This window comes from Embleya hyalina (assembly GCF_003967355.1).
Taxonomy (GTDB): domain Bacteria; phylum Actinomycetota; class Actinomycetes; order Streptomycetales; family Streptomycetaceae; genus Embleya; species Embleya hyalina.
Window position 1 is genome coordinate 341,415 of sequence record NZ_BIFH01000019.1, and the last position, 22,658, is coordinate 364,072.

20 protein-coding genes and 2 pseudogenes are annotated in these 22,658 nt (G+C 69.6%); 7 read left to right on the top strand and 15 right to left on the bottom strand.

Annotated elements, in window-relative coordinates; all coding sequences use genetic code 11:
* Positions 1–175: 175 nt before the first annotated feature.
* Entirely contained in the window at positions 176–1,714 is a 1,539-nt protein-coding gene (locus tag EMA17_RS18815; RefSeq protein WP_126638214.1) for a multicopper oxidase family protein, read from the top strand.
* 363 nt (positions 1,715–2,077) lie between these two features.
* Positions 2,078–2,566, top strand: coding sequence for a VOC family protein (locus EMA17_RS18820; RefSeq protein ID WP_160161458.1), 489 nt, complete (start codon positions 2,078–2,080; stop codon positions 2,564–2,566).
* Between the two features lie 352 nt (positions 2,567–2,918).
* On the opposite strand, the gene EMA17_RS18825 is transcribed toward EMA17_RS18820, so the two are convergent.
* Together EMA17_RS18825 and EMA17_RS51835 are read right to left on the bottom strand one after the other, a co-directional pair.
* Positions 2,919–3,191: a hypothetical protein gene (locus EMA17_RS18825; RefSeq protein WP_126638216.1), complete on the bottom strand. Its 273-nt coding sequence runs from the start codon at positions 3,189–3,191 to the stop codon at positions 2,919–2,921.
* Between the two features lie 115 nt (positions 3,192–3,306).
* Positions 3,307–3,453, bottom strand: coding sequence for a hypothetical protein (locus tag EMA17_RS51835; RefSeq protein ID WP_160161459.1), 147 nt, complete (start codon positions 3,451–3,453; stop codon positions 3,307–3,309).
* Positions 3,454–3,921: 468 nt separating this feature from the next.
* On the opposite strand from EMA17_RS51835, the gene EMA17_RS18830 reads away from it, so the two are divergent.
* Positions 3,922–4,113: a hypothetical protein gene (locus EMA17_RS18830; protein ID WP_126638217.1), complete on the top strand. Its 192-nt coding sequence runs from the start codon at positions 3,922–3,924 to the stop codon at positions 4,111–4,113.
* 502 nt (positions 4,114–4,615) lie between these two features.
* On the opposite strand, the gene EMA17_RS51840 is transcribed toward EMA17_RS18830, so the two are convergent.
* Positions 4,616–4,759, bottom strand: coding sequence for a hypothetical protein (locus EMA17_RS51840; RefSeq protein WP_160161460.1), 144 nt, complete (start codon positions 4,757–4,759; stop codon positions 4,616–4,618).
* A gap of 716 nt (positions 4,760–5,475) precedes the next feature.
* Between EMA17_RS51840 and EMA17_RS18835 the strand changes: the two genes are divergently transcribed.
* The 3 genes and pseudogenes from EMA17_RS18835 to EMA17_RS18850 form a co-directional block, all read left to right on the top strand.
* On the top strand, positions 5,476–6,054 hold the full coding sequence (locus EMA17_RS18835; protein WP_126638218.1) for a TetR/AcrR family transcriptional regulator: 579 nt from the start codon (positions 5,476–5,478) through the stop codon (positions 6,052–6,054).
* Between the two features lie 268 nt (positions 6,055–6,322).
* Positions 6,323–7,617, top strand: a pseudogene (locus EMA17_RS18840) (hypothetical protein).
* Positions 7,618–7,655: 38 nt separating this feature from the next.
* A pseudogene (locus EMA17_RS18850) lies at positions 7,656–7,931 on the top strand (alpha/beta fold hydrolase); the annotation flags it as partial.
* An 81-nt stretch (positions 7,932–8,012) separates the two neighbouring features.
* On the opposite strand, the gene EMA17_RS18855 reads toward EMA17_RS18850, so the two are convergent.
* The 12 genes from EMA17_RS18855 to EMA17_RS18910 form a co-directional block, all read right to left on the bottom strand.
* Positions 8,013–8,396 (bottom strand): ATP-binding protein, encoded by a 384-nt coding sequence (locus tag EMA17_RS18855; protein WP_126638281.1) that lies wholly within the window; start codon positions 8,394–8,396, stop codon positions 8,013–8,015.
* 337 nt (positions 8,397–8,733) lie between these two features.
* Positions 8,734–9,762, bottom strand: a complete 1,029-nt coding sequence (locus EMA17_RS18860) for a phosphotransferase family protein (RefSeq protein ID WP_218042901.1) — start codon at positions 9,760–9,762, stop codon at positions 8,734–8,736.
* A gap of 124 nt (positions 9,763–9,886) precedes the next feature.
* Positions 9,887–10,552 carry a TetR/AcrR family transcriptional regulator gene (locus tag EMA17_RS18865; RefSeq protein WP_246126752.1) on the bottom strand — a complete coding sequence of 222 codons (666 nt, stop codon included), beginning with the start codon at positions 10,550–10,552 and terminating at the stop codon, positions 9,887–9,889.
* Between the two features lie 73 nt (positions 10,553–10,625).
* On the bottom strand, positions 10,626–11,855 hold the full coding sequence (locus EMA17_RS18870) for an acyl-CoA dehydrogenase family protein (protein ID WP_126638220.1): 1,230 nt from the start codon (positions 11,853–11,855) through the stop codon (positions 10,626–10,628).
* Positions 11,856–11,885: 30 nt separating this feature from the next.
* Positions 11,886–13,454 (bottom strand): sugar ABC transporter ATP-binding protein, encoded by a 1,569-nt coding sequence (locus tag EMA17_RS18875; RefSeq protein ID WP_126638221.1) that lies wholly within the window; start codon positions 13,452–13,454, stop codon positions 11,886–11,888.
* Positions 13,455–13,511: 57 nt separating this feature from the next.
* Positions 13,512–14,324: an alpha/beta fold hydrolase gene (locus EMA17_RS18880; RefSeq protein WP_126638222.1), complete on the bottom strand. Its 813-nt coding sequence runs from the start codon at positions 14,322–14,324 to the stop codon at positions 13,512–13,514.
* A gap of 50 nt (positions 14,325–14,374) precedes the next feature.
* On the bottom strand, positions 14,375–15,379 hold the full coding sequence (locus tag EMA17_RS18885) for an ABC transporter permease (RefSeq protein WP_126638223.1): 1,005 nt from the start codon (positions 15,377–15,379) through the stop codon (positions 14,375–14,377).
* A 98-nt stretch (positions 15,380–15,477) separates the two neighbouring features.
* Positions 15,478–16,446 (bottom strand): sugar ABC transporter substrate-binding protein, encoded by a 969-nt coding sequence (locus EMA17_RS18890; protein WP_126638224.1) that lies wholly within the window; start codon positions 16,444–16,446, stop codon positions 15,478–15,480.
* Positions 16,447–16,821: 375 nt separating this feature from the next.
* Positions 16,822–18,321 carry an AMP-binding protein gene (locus EMA17_RS18895; RefSeq protein ID WP_126638225.1) on the bottom strand — a complete coding sequence of 500 codons (1,500 nt, stop codon included), beginning with the start codon at positions 18,319–18,321 and terminating at the stop codon, positions 16,822–16,824.
* Between the two features lie 81 nt (positions 18,322–18,402).
* The gene (locus EMA17_RS18900; protein ID WP_126638283.1) at positions 18,403–19,182 is read right to left on the bottom strand and encodes an SDR family oxidoreductase; all 780 of its coding nucleotides are present in this window, start codon (positions 19,180–19,182) and stop codon (positions 18,403–18,405) included.
* A 52-nt stretch (positions 19,183–19,234) separates the two neighbouring features.
* A complete protein-coding gene (locus EMA17_RS18905; protein ID WP_126638226.1) occupies positions 19,235–20,401 on the bottom strand; it encodes an acetyl-CoA C-acyltransferase in 1,167 nt (388 codons plus the stop codon).
* Positions 20,402–20,477: 76 nt separating this feature from the next.
* The gene (locus EMA17_RS18910; RefSeq protein ID WP_126638227.1) at positions 20,478–21,233 is read right to left on the bottom strand and encodes an SDR family NAD(P)-dependent oxidoreductase; all 756 of its coding nucleotides are present in this window, start codon (positions 21,231–21,233) and stop codon (positions 20,478–20,480) included.
* A 985-nt stretch (positions 21,234–22,218) separates the two neighbouring features.
* Between EMA17_RS18910 and EMA17_RS55965 the strand changes: the two genes are divergently transcribed.
* Complete coding sequence (locus EMA17_RS55965) at positions 22,219–22,521, top strand: rRNA adenine N-6-methyltransferase family protein (RefSeq protein ID WP_126638228.1); 303 nt, start codon at positions 22,219–22,221, stop codon at positions 22,519–22,521.
* Positions 22,522–22,658 lie beyond the last annotated feature (137 nt).

Here is a 22,658-nt window from a genome sequence, read left to right on the forward strand (position 1 = left end):
GTCGCGAATGTCGCCGGTAGTCGCCGACGTTCATAGCCCTGCGGTCATCAGCACATGGCACAACTGGTCTTGGACGGCATGAGACGCCGTTCATACCGTCGAGTGCATGAAATTCGCACCGACACCGCGGCCGTGGCCCCGCTCCGAGTCCGGAATGGAAGCCAACGCACCGGCCGTGAGCGCTCCGACGCGCCGGACCGTCCTGCGCGGCGTGGCGGCGCTGCCCGTGGCGGCGGCCGCGGGTTGTTCGACCACGGAATCGCACCACCGACCGAGGTTCGCGTCGGCGCCCCCATCGGGAAAGCGACCGCTGCCGATCCCGCCGCCTGCGAAGTCGACCGTCACCGACGACGGCACCCGCCGTTTCGACCTCGACATCCGCGCCGGCGCCACCGAAATCGTCGCCGGTGTCAAGACTCCGACCTGGGGCTACTCGGGCGCCATCCTGGGCCCGACGCTACGGGCCCGGCACGGCGAAACCGTGGCCGTACGCGTACGCAACTCGCTCGGGGAGGTGACATCCGTGCACTGGCACGGCATGCACCTGCCGGCGATCTTCGACGGCGGTCCGCATCAGCCGATCATGCCCGGCGGTACCTGGACCCCCACCTGGACGGTGAAGCAACCCGCGGCGACGCTTTGGTACCACCCGCACGCACACGGTACGACTCAACGCCACGCGTTCCGAGGTCTGGCGGGACTGTTCATCATCGACGACGACAATCCGGTCTCCCGCGAACTGCCGCACGACTACGGAGTCGACGACGTGCCGCTGATCGTCCAGGACAAGAAGTTCACCCCGAACGGAAATCTGGACGAGCGCGACGATCCCAGCGCCGGGCTGCTCGGCTCCACCGTCACCACCAACGGCATCGCCGACACCTACCTGGACGTGACCACCGAACGTGTCAGGCTCCGCGTGCTCAACGGCTCGACGGTCCGCTTCTACAACCTGGGGTTCGACGACGATTCCGAGTTCGAGATGATCGCCGGCGACGGCGGCCTGCTCGAGGAGCCGACCCGACTGCGACGGCTTCGCCTCACACCCGGCGAACGGGCCGAGATCATCGTGACCATGCGCCCCGGTCTGACCCGGATCCTGCGCGCCTACCCCTTCGAGGACAACAACGGCATCCGACCCTCTCAGCCGGCGGCGAACTTCGGGCTGGCGGACACCTTCGACATCGTGCTGCTACGGGCCGCGAACACCCTGAAGCCGCGGCCCGCGCCGCCCGCCGCACTCGCCCACATACCGCCGATCGACACGAACGGGGCCGCGACGCGGACCTTCCTCTTCGGCCAGGTGTCCATCAACGGGGCGACCATGGACATGCAGCGCATCGATGTGCGGACGGTCGTCGACACTCCCGAAATCTGGGCCGTCACCAACGGCGTCAACGGGGTGCACAACTTCCACGTGCACGACACCCGGTTCCGTGTGATCGACATCGACGGCCAGGCCCCACCGCCGGAACTCGCGGGATGGAAGGACACCGTCAATGTACGACCGTTCAGCACCGTTCGGCTGGCTGTGCGCTTCAGCGACTACACCGATGCCAGGTGGCCGTACATGTATCACTGTCACCTGATGTATCACGAGGACTACGGCATGATGGGGCAGTTCCTCGTCCTGCGACCCGGGGAGAAACCCGACTCGGTCATCGGACAGGGCGGTGGAAGCCCCCACCACGAGCACGGCGCACCGCCACGGTGAAGGCGTCGCGGACGAACGAGTCCGAGGTACGCGGGCGGCGTCGGCGAGGGCGCGCCCACGCGAAGGGCCCGTCCCGGGACTCCTCGGGGCGGCCCTTCGCGTGTCGACAGGGCGCGCGGGGTGTCGGCGGGGTCGGCGGGGCGGTCATGGTCGTGGAGCGGGCACCGAGGAGGCGAGAGGGTTTCGGCTCCAACCACCGGCTGCCGAGGGATCGTTCATGTTCCGCAACCGTCGCACCGCTCTCCTCGCGAGTCGGCCGACTCCGGCAAGGCTCGGCGTGGCCTCATGTTCCGGCAGTGCGACAAGGTGCGCTATTCACATATTCCTGAAGAATTGGCACTGAATATAACGAAAGGATCCCTCATGGCCGTCGCCACCGCCCCCATGAACCTCACGAAGGTCGCCCACGCCGGGATCTCGGTCTCGGACCTGGACGCGTCGATCGCGTTCTACACCGCCCTGACCGGCCGCGAACCCGTCGCCCGGGGAACCATGAACAGCGTGCCCTTCGGCGGGGCGCAGGGCCTGCCCGTCGCGAGGCTGCGGTACGCGACGATCAACATCGACGGTCTCGGCATCGACCTCATCCAGTTCACGGAACCGGTGGGCGAACGCACGAACGGCAAGGCGAACCGCCCCGGTTCCATGCACCTGTGCTTCAGGGTCGACGACTTCGACGCGGTCCACCGGCGGATGAAGGAGGCCGGGTACGACTTCCTGGGCGATGCCTACACCTTCATCGAGGGCGAAGTCACCCCGGACGCCGCCCTCGGCACCAGGGTCGCCTACTTCAACGACCCCGACGGGACCAACCTGGAGATCATCGAACCCAAGGGCGGCTTCGCCGGCTAGCCGCCCGGCACCTACCGACCGACGTTGTTCGTGGTCGCGTGAGGTCGCCGCGATTCCGGAGTGCCCGAACGCGAACCCGCCGTGGTGGGCGCGGTGGGTCCTGCCGCGTTCGGTCGCCTGTGCGCGCGATGGATCTCGCGACCGGCGCCGATCCGGAAAGCGAACCGACGTCGGACCACGACGGGCCCGCGGAAATGCGCATTGCCGACCGACCGGACGAGTGCGCATCGGGCCGGGATTCCGGCATCTCGCAGACGCCAGTGCGCACGAAGTTGCGGACCCTGCACGAGTCCGGGCGAGCGGGGCCGGCGAGGCGCGCCGGATCCCTCGAGGTCGACGAACCGGGGGGCGACTACTCCGTGGGGTCGATGGCCTCGTTCGTGAGGACGGTCATGGCGGCTTTCTTGAGGGTGTCGCGGTCGGGGGCGCTGTCGGCGCCGGCGTCGGCGCGGGCGGTGATCAGCGCGCGCATGGCCCGTAGGCGGGCGGCGCGGCAGTGGTCGAGGGTGTCGTCGTCGCCGGCCTCGGCGGCGTGCAGGCACGCGAGGTGGGCCCGTTCGAAGGCGAGTTGGTGGCCCAGCAGTGGCCGGAGGCGATCGGGCAGCGACAACGAATCTTCGGACATGTGTTCGACCATACGCGCCGGCCGCGGCGACCCGACCCGGGCGCTCCGCAGGCCGTGCGCCTCGTTCGGGTGAATCCCGAACCGCGCACCGCAGCCCCGGGCCCGGCTGCGCCCGCTACCGCAGGTCGCATCCGACGATCTGCACGACGTGGCCTCCGGCGACGGCGACCACGAACGGGTGCCCGAGGAGGGTCGGTTCGGCGTCGAGGTGCAGGACGCCCTCGACACCCGTTTCCAGGGTGGGGGTGCCGTCGACGCTCACGGTCCGGGCGCGGGGGAGGGCCTCGTCCTCGACCGGCCGGTCGGCCGAACAGGCCGAGGGTGATCTCGACGTGCGGAGGCCGGGAGCACGGCGTGTTCGTGCGTCTCGGGTATGCCCTGCCCGGAGCCTGCGCCGTCCCGACGGAGTTCGTCGGCGACGGTGTCCCGGGGACGGGGACGGGAATGGCACGTTGGCCGGTCGGGGATCGACGTCGCGTGCGGGTGTGGCGTGGAACCGAACACCTCCGCCACGCCTCCCGGGTGACCGGGCCCGCCTGCCTACCGGCGCCTTTTCCGGCACGCCTTGCAGTCGGCGTACATGGCGCCGTAGGTCTGCGACCACCTGTAGATGTACCGACCGGCTCCCCCGCAGGTCGAACAGGACGGCGGAGAAGGCCGGAAGCCATCCCCGGAACCCGTCGTCCGGCCGCCGCGCCGCCCGGGGATCGACCACACCACCACCGCGACGATGCCCACCGGTACCCAGAACGCCGGCCCCGACAGGCCGTCGAGTACCGGCGAGAGCACCGCGATACCCAAGAAGAAGACGATGACGCGTCTGAAGAACCCCATGTCGCCGATCCGGCCCCACGACGCCGCCGCCCTACGGCCGGCCCTCCCCGCGTCCACACTCCTCCCGAACGCCGTCTTTGTCAGCTGATTACATGAAATAGGAAATGAGAGCGTCCTTCGGTGAGTCGGATGCCGCGTCGCCGACAGACCGGCGGGCCGACCCACTCGACCACGACCGGCTCCGCACACCGAACGCGCGACGTGCGGGCAGCGAACGCGCCACCTGCCAGCGAGACGCAGTGCCCCGCATGTGGGTGATCCGGGAAGTCACCGACACGGGAGCGGTGGGCCGTCCTGCCGCGCGGGCGCGTTCGGCAAGGGCCCGTCCGACTCCGGAACCGCCGCTTCGGCCGGGGCTGGCCGAGTGGCGATCGCCCTTCAGGTGCCGGGTCTCATGTCTTCTCTTTCAGAGCGGCGGGGCTTCTCCTTGGAGGGCCGTCGCCTCTTGGCACGGCCCAGTGTGCGTGTGGTGGTGCCCAGGGCGTGGATTGAGACGGCGAGGCGGGGGCGGTGCGTCGTGGGGTCGCGCAATCTCCGCACCCTCGACGCGGCCTCGACTGTGGCGAGTGCGGGCGGGAGCGCCGTAAGCCTCACCGCGCCGCCCGCCGCGCCGAGCACCAGGCGGTGCGCGGCCGGCCCGGTGGTCGACGCGAGCCGGCCATGTCGATGCCCGGGAAGCGGGCCGGCGTGTCGATCGCGGTGTTCGCCGCGCCGCGTCGACCGTGCGCCGACATCGCGCCAACCGTGGCGAACGGGACGTCGTTCGCGCCGTCGCCCGCGCGGGATACCTGTCCGTCGCTCTGTCGGCGGAGGACTACACCGAACTGCTGCCCGCAGTCTGGAGGACCGTCCACGATTACGGCATCAAGGTCGACGACCGCACTGACGACAGCCTCGAACTCAACCGGCTACGCAGGCAGCCGTCCGGAGTGACGGGCAAGCAGGATCAGTGGGAGGTCCACGACGACCCCTACGACGTCTCCCGCGTCTGGGTACGGCGAAGCGACAGCCGCCGTTGGGGCGTACGGCGGCGAGCATGCGCTGCCGGTCCAACGTCCACCGCCGCGCCGGGTCGTCGCGTCCGGCGGGGGTTCCAATCGGCGTCGATGGCCGCGAGTCGGGCCCGGCGTTCGCGCTCCCGGTCGAGGTTCCGGCGGGTCTCCAGCGGTCGTCGCCCGTTGGCGTTCGTGGACCGGAAGCCCATTGCCACCCCGACGGTGCCGACGAGGACCGGGGTGTGACCGAGGCACGCGCCAAAGCGACAACGGGATGATTCCCAAGTCCTGACGTGCCTGGACTCACCTGCGGCGGCGGGCGGCGGGGTCGCGTTCGGCGACCTGTCGGGCGGCCGAGCCGACGCCGGGGCGGGCGTACGGCCCGTGGGGCGGCGGGTGGTCAGGACGCGATCCCTTTTCTTGATCAATCGATCCAGATAGGTTACGGTGAGGTCATGGCAAGGACCCGGGAGTTCGACACCGAGGCGGCGGTGAGCCGCGCCATGGAACTGTTCTGGAGGCGTGGCTTCGAGGCGACTTCGGTACGCGACCTGACCCAGGAACTGGGGATCGGGCAGGGGTCCTTGTATGCCGCGTTCGGCGACAAGGACGGCCTGTACCGGGCGGCGCTGGAGCACTACCGCACCACCCTGGCGGCGGCCGCCCTGCGCAGCCTGGAGGAGGGGGCGGACGCCCGGTCGGCGATCCGCACGATGCTGGTCGAGCGGATCCGGATCGCCGTGGAAGACGACGGCCGGGGCTGCCTGGTGGTCAACGCCGCCTGCGAGCGCCTGCCGGAGGATGCGGCGATCCGGCGCACCGTGCGGGACATGCAGGAGGCCAGTCGGGACGCGCTCGCCGAGGTGCTGCGGGTCGCGGCGGAGCGGGGCGAGATCGCGACGCGACACGATCCGCACGCCCTCGCCGCCTTCCTCGTCACCTTCCTCAACGGACTGCTGGTCTCCGCAAAGATCACCCCGGACGTCCACGCCCTCGAACCCCTCGTGGAGGTCGCGCTGGCCGCCCTCGACTGATTTTTTCGGTCTCTGTCTCCGCAAGCGTGAATTCCCGGGCCGCCGCGGCTGCTTGGCAACGGCGGCGAGGAATCGGCGCTGTTCCACGCCTGGTTCACCCCACCTGATCCCGCGACTCGAAGATCATTCACGCTGTGCGGAGACAGAACCTTTTTTCATGACCGCAATCTGTATCAGACGATCCAGAAAAATTGCCTGCGCCCGCCCGAACACGGGGATCCGGCGACATCCATCCCTTCCGGGCCACCCAACAACTTACGGAGAACCCATGCCCCCCGCGCCCACCCCGAGCACGCCCGCTCTGGGTGCCGGCCGCTGGAACGTCTTTCCCGCAGCCGGTACCACCTTGACAGCCCGCGACTTCTTCGCCGCCACCGAGCCGCTGTTGCAGGGCATCATCGATGACAACGCCCTCACCGGCGCCGACGGCAAGGTGCTGGAGGATCAGGTCCGCGCGACACTTGCACTCGGCACCCGGGAGACCTCGCTGCCGCTGGGCATCGGCCCGGACAGTGCCTCGGCGGCGCGCGAACTGGGCGGGCAGGCCGAGACGATCGGCCGGGAGCTCGCCTCCTGGGCCGCCTCGGCCCTGGAGAGGCTGCTCATCAGCCGGATCCCACTGCCCGCCGGACCGCTGGTCGTCCGCAGCCACTGCTACGGCCACCTGCTCACCCCTCCCGCGGCCGACCTGCTCCGAGGCCGGCGCGGCGGGCCCGTCACGATGCAGCTCTACAACGAGTGGCTGCACCAGATGGTCCTGCTGCGCGACGCCCTGCTGCCCTTCACCAACTGGCAGGACGTTCCGCTCCTGATCACCCCGACCGGTCTGCGGCACACCGAACCGGCCCGCGACGCGTTCCTCACCGAACTGCTGGTCCGCCGGATCCGGCACGCCGCCATCGTGGACTTCGCCCGCCGCGTCGTCACCGGCACCTCCGGCCCGGCCGGCTACGGCTTCGAGGCGGGCGGCGGCACCGCCCTGCCCGCCGTCCTCGACCGGCCACCCCTCACCGCACCCCGGCACCTGCTGACCTGGCGCACCGACCCGGCCGCCGAAGACACCGTCACGTACGTCGCCGAGGTGCAGGACTACTACGCCGCCCCCGCACCCTCGTCGAGGATCTGCCGCCCGCCGTCACCGCGTCGGGGCCGCTCACCGCCCGCATCGGCACCGGGCCGGTCGGCGACGGGACCCGCACCGCCCGCATCGAGGTCACCCACGACGGCACCACCGCCCATGTCGACCTCGGCCAGGCCTTGCGCGGCCACCGCTTCGCCCACCGGCCGCACCCCGCCGAGGACGACGCACCCTCCGACGCCGCGCCTCGCACCGCGGCCGTGTGGTCCGCACTGCGCGCACCGGGGCTGGTGTGGACGCAAGCAGGCGACGCCACCCTGGACGCGAGGGGCCGGGACGACCTCGTCGTACTGGCCCTGCTCGGTCGGCTCTACCCGGAGAACGTCGTCTTGCGCTCCGCCGGCCGTATCGCCGCACGGACAACCGCGGACGGCACCGGACCCAGCCGCCTGGTGACTGTCGTCGACCCTCCCCGAGCCCACTGACACCCGTATCGCGAAGTACGACGGAAAGGTTGGGGAACATGATGTTCGACCACGACGAAATGCCCGTCCGCACGGGCCGAGCCGCCGTCAACGGAACGACTCTGCGCTACCGCACGGCCGGGTCCGGCCCCGCGCTGGTGCTGTTGCACGGCGTCCCCAAGACCGGCTACCACTGGCGCCACCTGATCCCGAAGCTGACGCCCCACTACACCGTCGTCGTACCGGACCTGCGCGGCCTCGGCGACTCCGCCCGTCCCGCGGACGGCTACGACTCCGCGACGATGAGCGACGACATCGCCGAGTTGATGACCCACCGATCCCGCTCCCGGGCCTGCGTGGACCACACCCGGGCGCCGCCCCGGGGAGCCGTTCGTCGGGGCTCCGTCGGGGCGGCCTCACGGGAGTTGCCCGCTGGCGCAACCGATTGCATCACCGGGGATTTCGGCCCACACCGTCTTGCCTCCTCGATGGCGCTCGACGGTGAGCCGTCCGCCCAGCTCACGGAGCAGGGCACCGACGATGGCCGTGCCACGGCCGCAGGTGGCGTCGGCGGAAGGGGCGAGGTGCCGTGGGGAGGCCGTGCGGTTGTCCCCGACCCCGAGTCGCAGCCGTCCCGCGTCGCCCATCTGCAGGGTGATACGGATGCTCGGCGTCGACGCCCCGGCGTGCACGACCGCGTTCGTGACCAGCTCGGTGACGACCAGCCCCACGGTGTGTACCGTCTCCGGCTCGACGAGGGAGCCCCCGGCGAGGACCTCGTCCATCACGCGCCTGCGCATCCGCGGGACGACACAGGGCTGCGGTGGCACGTCGAACGTACGGATCACGGGGCGAGACGTGGCGGTGTCCATGGCGATCTCACTTGGAGGGATGGGGCGGAACGGGATCCATAACTGAATCTGAAATCAAGTTCAACACCAGAGACCGCCACTGTCAACCGATTTGGCGAACATAATTGGACAAATCGGAGCTACTGTGTGGCCGCGATCGCCGCTCGGGCGATCGGCTCACCGGACGGCGAGGCCCCCACGATGTGCTCCCGAGCCGTGCGGGTACCGAACTCCAAGGCGTGGCCGGGGAGGCCGCCGGGTGCGGCGCCCCCGGCCCATACCGACTCTAGGGAGTCCCGAGCGCCGCCAGCCCCGCGGCGACGAGTGGCTGGACCGCCTGCCCGACGGTGCCGAACGCTCCGCCGGGTGTCTTGCCCTCCGTGTACCGCCGGTGGATGCCTTCGCAGATGACCGCGAGTTTGTAGTGGGCGAGAGCCAGGTGGAAGGACAGGTCCTCGACCGGACGGCGGCTTTGGTCGGCGTAGCGGGCGATGGTCGCCTCGGGGCCCAGGTAGCCCGGAGAGCGGCTCGCGTCGCCCAGTTCCGGCACGTCGAAGATCTCCGTCAGGGAGCTGTAGACGACGAGCAGCGCGAGATCCGTCAGGGGGTCGCCCAGCGTCGCCATCTCCCAGTCGAGAATCGCCGTGACCCGGCCATCGCTGGTCAGCAGGTTGTCGAGCCGGTAATCGCCGTGCACGATGGCGGCGGTTCCGTCGTCCAGCGAGACATCCGCGACGGTCCCCGCCCGTGCCCCGAGCGCGTGCAGCAGTTCGTCCGCCCCCTCGATGGGGCGGCGCAGGGACCCGGCCATCTGCCGTCCCCAACGCTCGACCTGGCGGCGGACGAATCCCTGCGGACGTCCGAACTCGGCGAGGCCGATCGTTCTCGGATCGACCGCGTGAAGTCGGACCAGCGTGTCGATCATCACCTCGCAGATGCGGGTCGTCGCGGCGGGTCCCTCGGCCTTCAGCTGCTCCGCCGTGCGGAACGGTGTCCCCGCGACGCGCTCCATGACGTAGAACGGGGCGCCGATGACCTCGGGATCGTCGCAGTAGGCCATGGTTTCGGGAACGGGGACATCCGTGTGGGCGAGGGCCCTCATCACCACGAACTCCCGTCTCATGTCGTGCGCGGTCGCTTGGACGTGTCCGAGCGGGGGCCTGCGGAGGATGCGCACCGTCCGTCCGTCGAATATGGCGAAGTTCAGGTTCGACCGGCCGCCGGTGACCGGTTCGACCGTCAGCTCCGGACCGAGATCGCCGGGGGCGTGCCGCGCGTACCACTTCGCGAGGCGCGCGGGATCCGGCAGTGGCACGGTTCCGGCTTCTCGGCTTCCATCGTTCTCGGTCACCAGCGCCCTCACAGCTCTTCGCCATCTGAAAACGTCCATCCCAAGACCCCCGTGGCCCCGGCTGTCCGGTTCGCCCCGATCGGCACGGTCACGCCGAGAGGTTGAGGCCGTTGACCCACAACCTGGTACAGACGGCGACGATCTCCTCGAGATCGCGTGGCCCCTCCTCCAGGGCGAAGCACTCGAAGGCCAGCCGGCTCACCATCAGGGACAGCGCACGGGCCGCCAACTCGGGGTCCACGGTGGGGTCCGCGAGTCCGCGGTCCTGCAACTCCTTGATCCGACGGGCGTTCCGCTCGCCGAAGGCGCGCGCGCTGCGCGCCCGGACTTCCTCGAATCGGGGATCGATCATCGCCACCTGCTGCATCAGCTTCATGAGCTTGGCATTGCGTTTGTAGGCGACCAGATAGGCCCGATTGCTCGCCTCGATGACGGCGGCCGGCCCCTCGTCCTCCGGCACATGGGGCATGCCGGGATGGAGCATGTCGTGCCGTGCCGCCTCGATCACCGCCGCGAAGACTTCTTCCTTGCCCTCGAAGTAGGTGTAGAAGGTCCCGATCGAGCAGGTCGCTTCGGCGGTGATGTCGACGAGTCGAGCGTTGAGGAAGCCGTCGCGCTCGAATACGACTCGAGCCGCCTTGACCAGTGCTTCACGCGTACGCAGGCCCCGGCGAGTGGTGGGCATCTCCTTGGTCGTGGCGATTCCGGTCAGCGAGCCGATCGAGGCCATGGAGTCGCCGTCCGTGGCATTCACGACATAACCATTGTCGAGTTCGGATTCATATTTGATGGTACATCCACTCCGCGGTCGGTGCCGTCACGTGCCGTCACACGGTGACGCGGGAACGCTCGCGCGTTCGTCGTGCCAGTTCACGGCGTGCGATGGCACGCTTGTGCACCTCGTCCGGGCCGTCCGCGAAGCGCAGGGTGCGCAGTTCCGCGTACATGCTCGCGAGGGGGAAGTCGTCGGACAGCCCGCCTCCTCCGTGCACCTGGATGGCACGGTCGAGGACCTTCAGGGCCACGCCGGGCGCGGCCACCTTGATCGCGGAGATCTCGGTGCGCGCGGCCTTGTTTCCGACCGTGTCCATCAGCCAGGCCGTCTTGAGGGTCAGCAGCCGGACCATCTCCAGTTCCACGCGGGACTCGGCGATCCAGTCCTGGATGTTTCCGCGTTCGGACAGCGGCTGCCCGAAGGTGGTCCGGCTCTGCGCCCGGTCGACCATGAGGTCGAGCGCCCGCTCCGCCATGCCGATCGCCCGCATGCAGTGGTGAATCCGTCCCGGCCCCAGGCGGGCCTGACCGATCATGAACCCGTCCCCCTCACCGGCCAGCAGGGCCGACTTGGGGACTCGGACGTCCTCGAAGTGGATCTCGGCGTGGCCGACACGGTCCTGATAGCCGAAGACCGGCAGGCCGCGGACGATGCTGACCCCGGGTGTGTCGACCGGCACGATCAGCATGCTCTGCCGGCGGTACGGTTCGGCGCCGGGATCGGTCTCGCCCATGACGATGAGGACCCGGCACCTCTTGTGGAGGGCGTTGGAGATCCACCATTTGCGGCCGTTCAGGATGTAGTGGTCGCCGTCGAACTCCATGCGGAGTCGGATATTGGTGGCGTCGGAACTCGCCACGTCGGGCTCCGTCATCGCGAACGCCGAGGCGATCTCGCCGGCCAGCAGCGGCCTGAGCCACCGCTCCTTCTGCTCCTCGGTCCCGAACAGGGTCAGAATCTCCATGTTCCCCGTGTCGGGGGCGTTGGAGTTGGTCGCTTCCGGGGCCAGGTGGATGCTGCGGCCGAGCATCTCGGCGAGTGGCGCGTATTCGACGTTGGTCAGACCAGGGCCCCACTCGGCGTGGGGGTGGAACAGGTTCCACAGTCCGCGCCCGCGAGCTTCCGCCTTCAGCTCCTCCAGGACGGGAGGATGGAAGTTGGGATCCCCCGACGCGCGCATCTGCTTCTCGTAGACGGCCTCCGCGGGATGGACGCAGTCGTCCATGAAGGACAGAAGCTTCTCGTGGTACGCGTGGCCGCGGTCACTGATCGAAAAGTTCACAGGGGTACTTCCTTCGCTTGCGTAGTCGCTTCACCGGGTTGTCGAGTCTTCGGGCACGACCTCGCCGCTCCGGAAGCACAGACGGGTCAGCAGGGCCTTGGTGGCCTGGGCGCCGAGTACGTCGGCCACGAGTGCGCCGTGCCTCATCACCAGGACGCGGTCGCAGACCGCCAACTCGTCGAAGTCACTGGAGATCAGCAGGATCGACGTGCCCTCGCGAGCGAGGCCGGCGATCGTCTCGTAGATCTCCGCGCGCGCTCCCACGTCGACGCCGACGGTCGGTTCGTCGAGGACGAGAACCGACGGGCCGGTGCGGACGTACTTCGCGAGAACCACCTTCTGCTGGTTGCCGCCACTGAGGCTGAGCACGGGCCGTGAGGTGTCGTCGGTCTTCACCGCGAACCGCTCCGCGAGCCGGCGCCCGGTCCGCCGGGAGGACCTGGGCGAGAAGCCCGTGAACATGGTCCGGGCCCGGCCGAGCGCCGCGACCGCCAGGTTGGTGTCGATGGATTCACCGAGCAGCAACCCCTGGCTCCGGCGTTCCTCGGGGACGAGGGCAACGCCGGCGCGAATCGCGTCGTGGGGTGAACGCGGCGCATATCGTGCGCCGTCCAGCGTCATCGTCCCGCTGCTCGGCCGGTCGGCACCGATGAGGAGGCGCGCGAGCTCGGTGCGCCCGGCCCCGGCCAGGCCCGCGATTCCGAGCACCTCCCCGACGTGAAGGTCGAAGGTCGCGCCGCTCACCTTGTCCTTCCGGCCCAACCCGCGCACGGCGAGCCGCACGGGCCCGCGCGCCGCGTCCTTCGCGCCGACATGGCGCGTCGGTTCCTCGACCTCGTGTCCGACGATGTGACGCGTCAGCGACACGACGTCGAGCCGGTCGGATCGGTGCGAGCCCACGACCCGGCCGTCCCGCATGGTCGTCACCTCGTCGGAGACGAGAAGGACCTCTTCCAGACGGTGGGAGATGTAGAGCACCCCGACGCCGTTCGTGGTGAGTTCCCGGATCACCCCGTAGAGGAGATCGGCCTCGTCCTGAGTGAACGACGCGGTCGGTTCGTCCATCGCGATGAAGCGGGCCGGTCTCATCAGCGACCGTGCGAGCGAGACCATCCATCTGTCGGAGACGGACAGCTTCTCGACCGGCACATCGAGCGGGATGTCGTAGCCGAGGAGCTCTCTCACCTCTCCGGCGCGCCCGCGCAGGGCCTTGGTGGCGACGAACCCCGACCTTCCGGCAGTGATCCCCAGTGCCATGTTCTGCAGGCCGGTGAACTTCGGCACCAGATTGAGCTCCTGGTGCACGAAATTCAGCCCGAGATCGGCTGCCCGCTGGGGCGATTCGATCGGGACCACCCGACCGTCGAGGGCGATCTCTCCCCCGTCCGCCTGCTCGACTCCGGCCAGAATCCGGACCAGGGTCGACTTGCCGGCGCCGTTGGCACCGCACAGCGCCAATACCTCTCCGCCGCGCAGCGTGATCGAGACGTCGTCGAGCGCCTGAAGTCCTCCGAAGCGCTTGGAGATTCCCCGCATCTCCAGGAGTGAGGTGTGGTCGACCAGTTCGACGGGCGTGCCCCGTGCGCTCTCGATCGTCACGAACAGGACCTTTCTTCGAACAAGGAGCCTCGGTGCGAGGCATCGGACCCGTCCCGCTCAGTGCGAGGCGAAGAACTCCAGCACGCGCGGAATGACGATGTCGGGGGCTTCGATCAGGGGGCTGTGTCCGACTTCGGGGAGCATCACCAGCTCGGAGTCGGGCAGGGCGTCCGCGAGTTCCGCGGCCCAGTCCGGCGGCCGCACCCAGCATTCCTCGCCCGAGACCACCAGCGCCGGCGCGGCGATGTCGCCGAGCAGTTCCACCGCGTCGTGGCGGAGCATCACGCCCAGCATCGCCGGCTTGAGGGACGTCGGCAGGGCCGCCAGGCGCCCGATCCACAGGCCGGTCGTGTCCCGCTTCGCCGGGTCGTTGCGCGTGGATTCGCCGAGCATGACCCGTTCGAGCATCGCCAGGCGCTCACCGGTGAAGCCGTTCTCGCCGACGTCGTTGGTCCAGGCGACGTACTCGCCCACCGCCTCGGGCGGCTCCCGGCGTACCGACGACCCCAGGAAGACGATCGAGCGCACCAGGTCCGGGCGGAATGCCGCCAGGCGCGCCGCGACATCACCGCCCATCGAGGACGCGGCGACGTGCGCCGACGTGATGCCGAGCTTGTCCAGGAGGGCGGCCATGTCGCCGGCCGCCTGCTCCATCGTGAGGATGTCGCGGTCGGCGCCGGCGCTGCGACCCTGTCCCCGGAACTCGGGGCGTACGAACCGGAACCGTCCGCGGCCGGCTTCGACGAGGTCGTCGAACATGCGGTTGTCGAGGAACAGCGAGTGGAGGCACAGCACCGGCGGGACGTCGGGTTCGTCGGTGTCGTCGACGTGCAGGGTGGTGCCTGCCACGGGAAGGGACTGCGAACTCATTGCGTCGACTCCTTTGTTGACACGGGTGTTGGGGAGGGAAGGGGAGGGGGTCAAGCGCCGGCGGTTTTGCGACGTGCGACGGTCCCGACGCCGACGCCGATGATCAGCAGCAATCCCTGGAACAGGTACTGCCAGTAGGTCTCCATGCCGATCAGTGCGATGGCGTTGAATCCCACCGCGACGGTGATCACGCCGACGAGGGTGCCGACGATGTGGAACTGGCCGTCGCGGAGCACGGCGGAGCCGAAGAACGCGGCGGCGAAGGCGCTCAGGAGATAGGAGTCCCCCGCGGAGACCGACGCACCCGCGGTACGGGTGGCGAGCAGGACGCCGGTGAGTCCGGCCAGGGTTCCGCAGATCATGAAGCCGACGACACGAACCCGCTCGACCCGGATGCCGGACAGGCGCGCCGCGACGGGGTTTCCGCCCACCGCCTGCATGGACTGCCCCAGGACCGTGCGGTTCAGCAGCAGCCAGAGCACTGCCGCCAGGACGATCATGATCCACACGGGATACGGGATCCCGAGGAACCGTCCGAGACTGATGGCGAGGAAGTCGTCCGGATCCTTCAGCCCCACGGGCCGACCGTCCGCGACGGCATAGTTGACGCCGACCGCCATCGTGCCCACGCCCAGCGTGGCGACCAACGCGTTCACGTTGAGCACGGTCACGATGAATCCGTTGAGCAGGCCGATCGCGGCGCCCACACCCACCGCGACGGCGAACGCGGCGGGGATGGACGCGCCGGCGTCCACGATCAGCTTGCACGCGAGCACGCCACTGAGGCCGGCGATATTGCCGATGCTGAGGTCGAACTCGCCGGTGACCAGCGCGAAGGTCAGTCCCATCGCGATGACGGCCGACAGCGCGCTCTGGTTGAGGATGTTGATGACGTTGTCGGAGGTGGCGAAGGTCGTCGGCGCCAGGGCGGCGACGATCGCGACCAGGATCCCCAACATGCCGAGGGAGCCGTAGCGGCCGATGACCCGCCAGGCCCGGGTCGTGCGCGCGGCGGGGGCCAACGGCGTGTGTCCTGTGTCGGTGACTGCGGTCATGGTGACTCCTCGGGGGACCGGACGAGAGCGGCTGAGCGGGGGTTGGGGGGAGAGGGCGGGCCCGGTGGAGCGGCGGGACGCCCGCCCGCCGCCCTCGTTCACCCGAGTGCTTTGGGGAACACCTTGAGGAATTCCGTGACGTTCTCGGGCGTGACCAGGTACATCGTGGGTGCGAGGTCCCGAGGCTTGGCGTTGGTGCCTTCCGTGACGAACTCGGGAGTCAGTGCGCCCAGTCGGGCGCCCTCGGCCGTCGGGTCGAAGTACGACGTCGCCCTGAGATCGCCCCGGCGCACGGCCTCGATCGCCGCCGGTGTCCCGTCGTGCCCGTAGACGAGCACGTCCTTGCGTCCCGCCGCCTGCAGCGCCGAGATCGCGCCGCGCGCCGGATCGCCGAAGCAGCCCCAGATCGCCAGCTTGCCCTTCCCCGCGGGGTGTGTGGTCAGCCATGCGCGGGTGAACTCGCTGCCGGCTTCCACCTGGCCCGGGATCGGGACCTCTTTGCGCGTGACGTGAATGCTCGTCGCCTTGAGCCGGTCCTCGACCTCCTGTTCGCGACCGACGCAGGGCAGTCCGGACTTGTAGCCCAGCAGGAGTACATCGCCCTCGTTGCCGAGGTCGTCGGTCAGCAGCTTGCCGGTTTCCTTGGCGTTGCTGCGGCCGAAGTCCAGACTGACCTGGACACCTTCGGTGGTGCCGCCCCCCACGGAGACGACGGGGATTCCCGCCCCCTTCGCCTGTCGCACTCCGGCGGCGAGAGTGTCGCTGGGGAAGATGGCGATGACGATCAGGTCGACCTTCTTCTGCACGTAGTTGCCGATACCGCTGATCGCCTTGTCCGGCGCGCCCTGCGAGTCGACCGACGAGACGCTCCAGCCCTTCTTCTCGGCGTAGTCGACGTAGGCGTCGAGGATCGACTCCGAGGCCGGGTCGCTCGATGCGAACCGCACGATGCCGACGGTGTAGGAGTCACCGCCGGCCTTCGCCGAAACGGCGCCACCGCACGCGGCCGTGGTCGTCGTCATGACGGCGGCGGCGATGGCCGACCCGATCTTCACGTGTCTTCGCACGGAGTCTCCTTCGGTTCCCGGTCCGACTGTGCGGACCCTGTTCGGACGGCGCCCGGAGCACCTCTCGGGACACCCGACGCGGCAATCACCCGAGGGCTCGTACGGGTGGTCGATTCACCCGAAAGCCGGTCTGCGGAGCCGCGCACAGCACGCTAATTGAATCTGGACTCAAGTTCAAGTATGGCCGGAAATCGATCCGGATTCCCGGGATGATCCGTGTAATGACACCGCTCCCGTGGTGCGTCAGGCGGGGGAGGAGGGGTGACGAAGGGAACCGCCGGCCGGATTTCGGCCACGGCGAAGCCCGACGGCCGGCAGAGGTGCACACGCCTGCGGTCGGGTGAGCGGACGGGGGAGTGCCGCGGAACGGAGGCCTCAGGCGCGGCCGGCGGACTCCCTCAGGAGGCCGGGGTCGATCGACCGCTTGAGGATCTTGCCCGTCGACCCCTTGGGAAGCTCGTCCACGAAGGCGATCAGATGCGGGACCTTGTAGGCGGACAGCTGGGACTTGGCCCAGGTCTTGAGCCCTTCGGGGTCGGGGGCCGCACCGGGCCGCAGGACGATCGCGGCGCCGACCTCCTCGCCGTAGTAGTCGTCCGGGACCCCGAGCACCGCCGCCTCCACGATGTCCGGATGCCGGTAGAGCACTTCCTCGACCTCGCGCGGGTAGACGTTGTAGCCGCCGCGGATGATCAGCTCCTTGGTCCGTCCGACGATGGTCAGATACCCCTCGGCGTCGATACATCCCAGGTCGCCGGTCCGCAACCAGCCGTCGACCAGTTCCGACCGGGTGGCCTCGGGCCGGTTCCAATATCCCTTCATCACGGTCGTGCCCCTGATGTACACCTCGCCCACGTCATCGGGACCGAGTACCGTGCCGTCCTTGCGGATCTGCAACTCGGCTCCGGGCATGGCGACGCCCACGGTCCCGGCCTTCCGCGGCTTGTGGATGTCGTTGAAGGCGGCGACGCCCGTCGTCTCGGAGAGTCCGTAGCCTTCGAGGAGCGTGCATCCGAGCCGCTCCTCGTAGGCACGGAGGACCTCGACCGGGATGGTCGCGCCGCCGGATGTCCCGAGCCGGAACCGCTCGAAGTCCGCCGGCCGAAACGCGCCGGCCTCCCGCAGCATCGCGATCCACATCGTGGGGACGGCCCCCAGCGCCGTCAGCCGACCGTCGCGCACCAGCTCCAGCATGGCGCGCGGTTGGAACCTTTCGCAGAGGGTCAGCGACCCGCCGGCCACCAGCGTCGTGTTCATGATGACCGCCTGCCCGTAGACGTGGAACAGCGGCAACGCCGTCCCGACGCGGTCCCGGGAACCGATCCCCGAGACCTTCGCGAACTCCACGGCGTTGGCCACCAGGTTGGCCGCCGTCAGCTCCGCGCCCTTGGGGCGGCCGGTCGTTCCCGAGGTGTAGAGGATGATCGCGGTGTCGTCGGGCTGATGTTCCCATGCCTCCAACCGGGGCGGGACCTCGAAGTGCGCGCCGGGTCCGATCCGCCAGAACGGGACGCCGGCGGTGGCCGCGGCGACCTCGGCGGACTCCGATATGCCTTCCCAGGCAATGACGAGCGAGGGCCGTGCGTCCTGTAGGACGTGGCCGATCTCGGCGGGCGTCGCCATCGTGTTGAGGGTGACCACCGTGGCGCCGAGCGTGTGCAGGCCGTAGTAGACGATCGGGAACTCCGGCACCGTCGGAACCACCAGGACGACGCGGTCCAGCGGACCGACACCGGCCCTGTGGGCCGCCGTCGCCACACGTCCGCTCGCTTCACGCAGTTGTCCGAAGGTGAGCTCCACCGACCCGGACCTGACGGCCGGGCTCCTCGGGCTCGCGTCGGCCTTCCGCCACACAAGTGATGCCACATTGACCATGTCTGTCCTCCGCGCGATCGGGAAGCCGGCCGTCAAATCAATTGAAGATCGATCCGCATCGATGCGGGCGACGGCGAATCCCTATTCGGGAAGCACCAGCGTCACGCCGCCGTCGATGACGGCCACCTGCCCGGTGATCCACGACGCGCGCTCCGAGAGCAGGAAGGCGACCATGGCGCTCACATCGGTGGGATGACCCAGACGGCGCAAGGGATACGGCCGCGCCGCCTCCGCCTCCCTGCCCTCGTAGAGGGCCGACGCGAACGAGGTGGTCACGACGGCGGGCGCGACGGCGTTCACCCGCACACGCGGGGCCAGTTCGAGAGCGAGCTGCCTGGTCAGGTGGGCGAGCATCGCCTTCGAGGCACCGTACATGCCGATGTTCTCGGCCGGACGAAGCGCGGCGATCGACGAGATGTTGACGACGGCACCCCCGTGCCGGCGCATCCAGGCGTGGTGCACCTTTCGGGTCCACGCCAGTGGGGCCAGGGCGTTGACCTCGACGACCTTGCGCGCCGCCGGAAGCCCCAGATCCATGAGCGGCCCGTGGACGGGATTGATCCCGGCGTTGTTCACGAGGAAGTCGATGCCGCCGAAGGCCTCCAGCGTCCGCGATACGACCTCGTCCTGATGCCCCTCGTCGTCCACGCGCCCGGCCACGCCGATCGTGACATTCGGCCCCAGTTCCCCGACGGTCTGCCTCAACACGTCGCCGTCGCGGGCGGTCACACAGACACGTGCGCCCCGCCGCACCAGCTCCGCCGCGATGGCGCGGCCGATGCCGCGGCTCGCCCCGGTCACGATCGCGGTCCTGCCGTCGAACGACCGATCGTCGGCCGCGCTCGTGCCGGTGTCCTTCACATACGCCCTGCCGCCCGGTTCCGGTGCGGTCGTACCTTGGGTGGTCACCCGCTCACAGGACCTCGAAGAGGCCGGCGGCGCCCATGCCGCCGCCGACGCACATGGTCACCACGACATGCCTCGCGTTGCGACGACGCCCTTCCAGGAGCGCGTGTCCCACGGCGCGAGCGCCGGTCATTCCGTACGGATGGCCGATGGCGATCGCGCCGCCGTTGACGTTGTACCGGTCCGGGTCGATCCCGAGAGCATCCCGGCAGTGGACGGCCTGCGACGCGAAGGCCTCGTTGAGCTCCCACAGGTCGATGTCGTCGACGTGCAATCCGTGCCGTTCGAGGAGCTTGGGTATCGCGAAGACGGGCCCGATGCCCATCTCGTCGGGCTCACATCCGGCCACCGCGATGCCTTTGTAGAGCCCGAGCGGCTCCAGGCCCCGGCGACTCGCGAAAGACGACTCCATCAGGACCACCGCAGCGGCGCCGTCGGACAGTTGTGAAGCGTTTCCGGCCGTGACCGAGGCCGTCCGCGTGACCTCGCCGTCTTCGAGCACGGTGCGCAGACCCGCCAGACCCGCCGGCGTCGTCGAGGGGCGGTTGCCCTCGTCCAGCAGCAGGTCGGGTGCCGACGGATGCGGAACGATCTCGCTCTCGAAGAGGCCCGAGCGTTGTGCGTGTGCCGTGCGTATTTGGGAGGCCAGCGCGTACTCGTCCTGCCTTTCCCTGCTGACGCCGTAGCGCTCGGCCACGAGTTCGGCGGTGTGGAGCATCGGGATGTACATGGGGATCCCGGCCCGGTCGAACCACGGATCGTGCGCGCGGTACCGGTTGGTGTGCTCGTTTCGGACCAGCGAGATGGACTCCACTCCGCCGCCCACGACCACGTCCATGCCGTCGGTGATGATCTGCTTCGCCCCGATCGCGATCGCCATCAGCCCGGACGAACACTGCCGGTCGATCGTCATGCCGGGAACCGTGACGGGCAGACCGGCTCGCAGCGCCGACTGCCGGGCCACGTTGTAGCCGGCCGCGCCTTCCGGGAGGCCCGAGCCCAGGATCACGTCGTCGACCTCGCCGGGCTCGAGACCCGCCCGGGTGATGGCGTGGCCGATCGCATGGCCCGCGAGGTCCTGCGGCTGTACTTCACGGAAGGCGCCCTTGTATGCGCGGCCTATGGGGGTACGCGCGGTCGTGACCACGACCGCCGCGCGGGTGGGGATGTTCATGTGTCTGCTCCGGGATCTGTGCTCGATGGGGCGCCGGGTTGTTCGATGCGTGTGATGCGAGGGCCTGGTCGCGGGGCTACCGGGGAGGCATGCGCAGTGCACCGTCCAGCCGGATCGTCTCGCCGTTGAGGTAGTCGTGCTCGATGATCATCCGTACGAGTCGGGCGTGTTCCCCGGGCGTGCACAGTCGTTTCGGGAAGGGAACGCTCTCCGCCAGGCCCGCGCGGTATTCGTCACCGACGGCCGCGAGCATCGGGGTGTCGACGATGCCCGGCGCGATGGTGCACACCCGAATGCCGTACTGCGCGAGATCCCGAGCCGCCGGGAGTGTCAGTCCCACGATGCCGCCCTTGCTGGAGGAGTACGCGGCCTGGCCGATCTGGCCGTCGAAGGCGGCGACCGAGGCGGTGTTGATGATGACGCCGCGCTGTCCGCCGCTGAGCGGTTCCGTCCGGGCCATCCTTTCTGCGGCGAGCGCCAGGACCACGAACGAACCGACGAGGTTGATCCGGACGACCTTCTCGTAGAGACCCAGGTCGTGGGTTCCGCGCCGGCCGAGGATGCGCGCCGAGGGCCCGATCCCCGCACAGTTGACAACGACCCGCAGCGGTTGCCTCTCACCGGCTCGGGCGATCGCGGCGCGAACCTGCTCCTCGTCGGTCACGTCGGCCTCCAGATAGACCACGCCCTCGATCTCCGGGGCCGCCGCGATGGAAGGCGCCAGGTCCAGGACGTGCACGGTGGCGCCGTGCTCGGCGAGCAAGGCGGCCGTGGCTGCTCCCAGCCCCGAGGCACCGCCGGTGACCACAGCCGCTGTTCCCGCCAGTTTCATCCGTGTCTCCTTGCACTTCGCATCGGTAGGCGTTCGGGGCGGTGAGAGGGCGCGGTCGAGGAAGTCGCCGACCGCGTCGTCGAATTCGACAGGTTTCTCGAGTGCCGGACAGTGGCCCGTGCCTGCCGGGACGGCGGTCTCGCCCGGCGCGATCAGGCAGCGGTGGCGTCGACCGTCTCCCGAGTGGCGAGCGGGTCGGCGTCGCCTCGGCCGGGAGCGTCGCCTCGATCGTGTGGAGGCCGTCCCGCCGATCGAACGTCGCGCATCCGGTGCGGTCGGCCTTCATGACGGCCGGCGTGGCACCGGACCGTCCCGTCCGCTCGGCGTGCGGGCGTCGGTCCGGGGTCGCGCGACGCCTCGCGTGATCGTGTCGTGCGAAGGCGGCGCCCGTACGCCGATCATGTTAGTCAAATATGAATTCAAGTTCAATATCTGGGGATCGGAGTGCACCCCGGCCGCGACTCTCGGACGCGGTGCGAACTTCGCGGCCGTGCGTGCGTGCGCGGCTACGGCCGGCGGTGTTCATCGGCTTGGCGCGGGGGAGGGGGAGACGTCGATGGCGGGACGTCACCGCGGCAAGGACGATCCGATCGAGGGCGACGGCCGACGACCCGGATGACCGATCCCGCCCGACCCGGACCCGCCCGACCCGGACCCGCCCGCCCTGCCCGAGCAATGAGCACACCCCCGGCGTCGACACCCCGGACATCGCAGCCACGACCACGACTGCGACCGCATCCCACGGCCGTGCTCGCCGCCGGCCGGCTCGCCCCGGACCGGGTCGACGCCTGGGACCGGGTGGACCACACCGCGTTCGTGCCCGACCGACGTCTGGAGCCCGCAGCCGACGGCTACCGCCGCCTGGACCGCGCCGACGACCCCACACGCCGGCACACCTTCGTCCGCACCGACACCGCCCTGATCACCCAGGTCGAGGACGGCACCCACACCCGAGTTCTCCCTGCGCCCGACCAGCAGCGCGAGCATGCCCCGCACGGTCGCCTCCATGCTCGACCACCTCCGGGCGCGCAAGGGCCAGCGGGTCCTGGAGATCGGCACCGGGGTCGGCATCACCGCCGCGCTGCTCGCCACGCGCCTCGGCGACCACGCCGTCACCTCCATCGAAACCCGACCCGACCGTGGCCGCCGGCGCCCGCGCCGCGCTGCACCGCGCGGGGCACCATCCGCGCCTGCCCGTCGGCGACGGCGTCCTCGGCTGCGCCGAACACGCCCCCTACGACCGGATGTTGTCGTCTGCGTGTGCCGATGGCTCCTCTACCCCGGGTGAGTGCTCTGCCCGACCACACCCGACCGGGCGGGCTCACCGCCACCGTCGAGCCGCACGTCCCGTAGACCCACCGTCGTTGTCACCACCGACCACCGCGACGCGGTGCCGCGCACATGGCTCGATCGGGTGTGCGCCGC